1 protein-coding gene is annotated in these 1,872 nt (G+C 61.5%); it reads right to left on the bottom strand.

All coding sequences use genetic code 11. The features are described from left to right. Positions 1–481 precede the first annotated feature (481 nt). Positions 482–1,855 (bottom strand): ISKra4 family transposase, encoded by a 1,374-nt coding sequence (locus VJ369_RS05030; protein ID WP_324091026.1) that lies wholly within the window; start codon positions 1,853–1,855, stop codon positions 482–484. Positions 1,856–1,872: the final 17 nt, after the last annotated feature.

The following is a 1,872-nucleotide window of genomic DNA, read 5'->3' as shown; positions in this document are numbered from 1 at the left end:
AAGAGGCTGTAAAGCATGCCAACGAAAAGTTTCAATTGTCAGTGGCCCAGCAAGAAGAGCAAGTTGCACGATTTTGTCACATCAGGGAGGAGCAGCAAAAACGATTGGAAGAGGTGCGTGATCGACTGCAATTTGATTAATGGCTCCCTGAGCCCCTGAGGGAGGGCGTCGTATAAGGCCTGCCGAAGGAGGTACAGCAATTATGGCTTTCGTCTTTCATATCTACACCTCGCCCTCCTGTGAGCCGACTCACAGTACGTCGTGTGCGTCAGTTGAGGGAGCCGACTGGGACCATAGTTGCTTTCGGATAGAATCGGGACGTAACAGAGGGAAGTGTGCATGTGTGCACAGAAACCCTGAGGGTCTCAGTCATGAAGAAGAGATCTTTATCTCTGACTTGATTAGTCTGAACGTCTTCGCCCGTGATCAAGGAGGGTATCGGAAGGAGAATCGAGCATAGCAGAGAGTTATTCGGGCGTAGTTACGTGTTGGGGGATGGTTGGAGCTGTACCTGAAACAACGTCTCAAACGAGCCGTTGACCCAGGCGAGTCTGAGGTGCAACAGATGGTTAAATCCGTCCTCACGCCAGCGCATTCCCACGCCCTTGCAGCGCTGTTGGATGAGCCACTTACACGCACTCTCGACCATTCCACTCCCCATCGGCCAGCCCAGGTCTTTGTACTGCGCATAGTCGATATGATCCCGGGGCCTCTCCAAGTACGCATACAACGCCGTCAACGTATCCCGTGCGGAGTCAGGCAAGCCCTCGACCGCCAAGGCCTCGACCAAGTCGGCCAAGCCCCCGTCTGGCTGGCCATGCCGCAACCGGTGCCGTGCCCAGCCAAACCACCGACGCGCCCGGGTGGGGCGGCCGTCCCGCCAGGCCGCCGCCCCCTTCCACAGGTACTGCACAGCGTGGTAAAAGTCCAGGATGCCCACGGCAACGGCCGCCAACTGCTCCTCATACAGCCGCCATAAGCCTCGTGCGCCATCACTAAGCCAGACCACCTGGGGGGCCGTGCTGAGGCCCTGGCGCACAGCTTCCAGCCACAAACGCGGCTTGAGCGCCTCGATATCCCCCAAGACCGCCACCAGCCGCCGCTGGCGAAGCCGGGTGATGACCTTGCCGGTGCGCGTGCGAGGCTGGCCCAAGCGGGCCAACACCCCTACTTTGACTTCGTGCCATCGTGTCTTCCCGGTCGGCTGGCCACCCGGCGGGCGAAACGGGACCATCACCCCATCGGCGCCTAAGACCAAGGGGGCAGCGGCCAACTCGGCCGCCAGCGCCTCCGGCGCAGGCAGGGCGCCTTGCGCGAGCGCATGCAAGTGCTGCTGGAGTGTCTCCATCGCTTGTTGACCCGCCGCTTGCACCCATCCCCACACCGCCTGTGGACTGACAATGCTCCCACTGTACCAGCCCAGCAAGCGGGCTGCAGTCGCAAACGGCACAAAGACCGCCAAGGCACAGCCCAGAGCCTGGAACTCCCCACTGCTCCGCTGATGCGGCTGTATGCCCAGGGCCTCATCCAAGGGGACCACCTGGGGCGTCTCACACCCGTGGGGACACCGTCCGACCCGTCGCCGCCATTGGATTGGCCCAAAGAGGCTGGTGATCTGGCGCTTTGCAAAGCCTTTACTGCGCAAGCCCGCCCCACACTGCGGGCCGCGGGGCCATCGTGCCGGATGCTGGCGCCGTTCGGCCAACACGGCTTCGACGAGGTGCATGGTGAGCACGCGGGCTACCTGCCACGCTGCCAGGATTAACGCGGTCAGGGAGTGGGCGTCTTCGACGGCGCTCAGCAAACGTTGCACAGCGGGATCATCGTCGTGTATGGTGTCGTGTAGGCATAGCATCGGGCATCGGTCTCCTT

Source organism: Glutamicibacter sp. (genome assembly GCF_035257265.1).
Classification (GTDB): Bacteria; Actinomycetota; Actinomycetes; order Actinomycetales; family Micrococcaceae; genus Glutamicibacter.
This window is presented reverse-complemented; position numbering and strand designations above follow the sequence as displayed.

Excerpts from the sequence above, each read along its gene's own strand:
- VJ369_RS05030 (WP_324091026.1), bottom strand. The coding sequence starts at position 1,855 with ATGCTATGCCTACACGACACCATACACGACGATGATCCCGCTGTGCAA.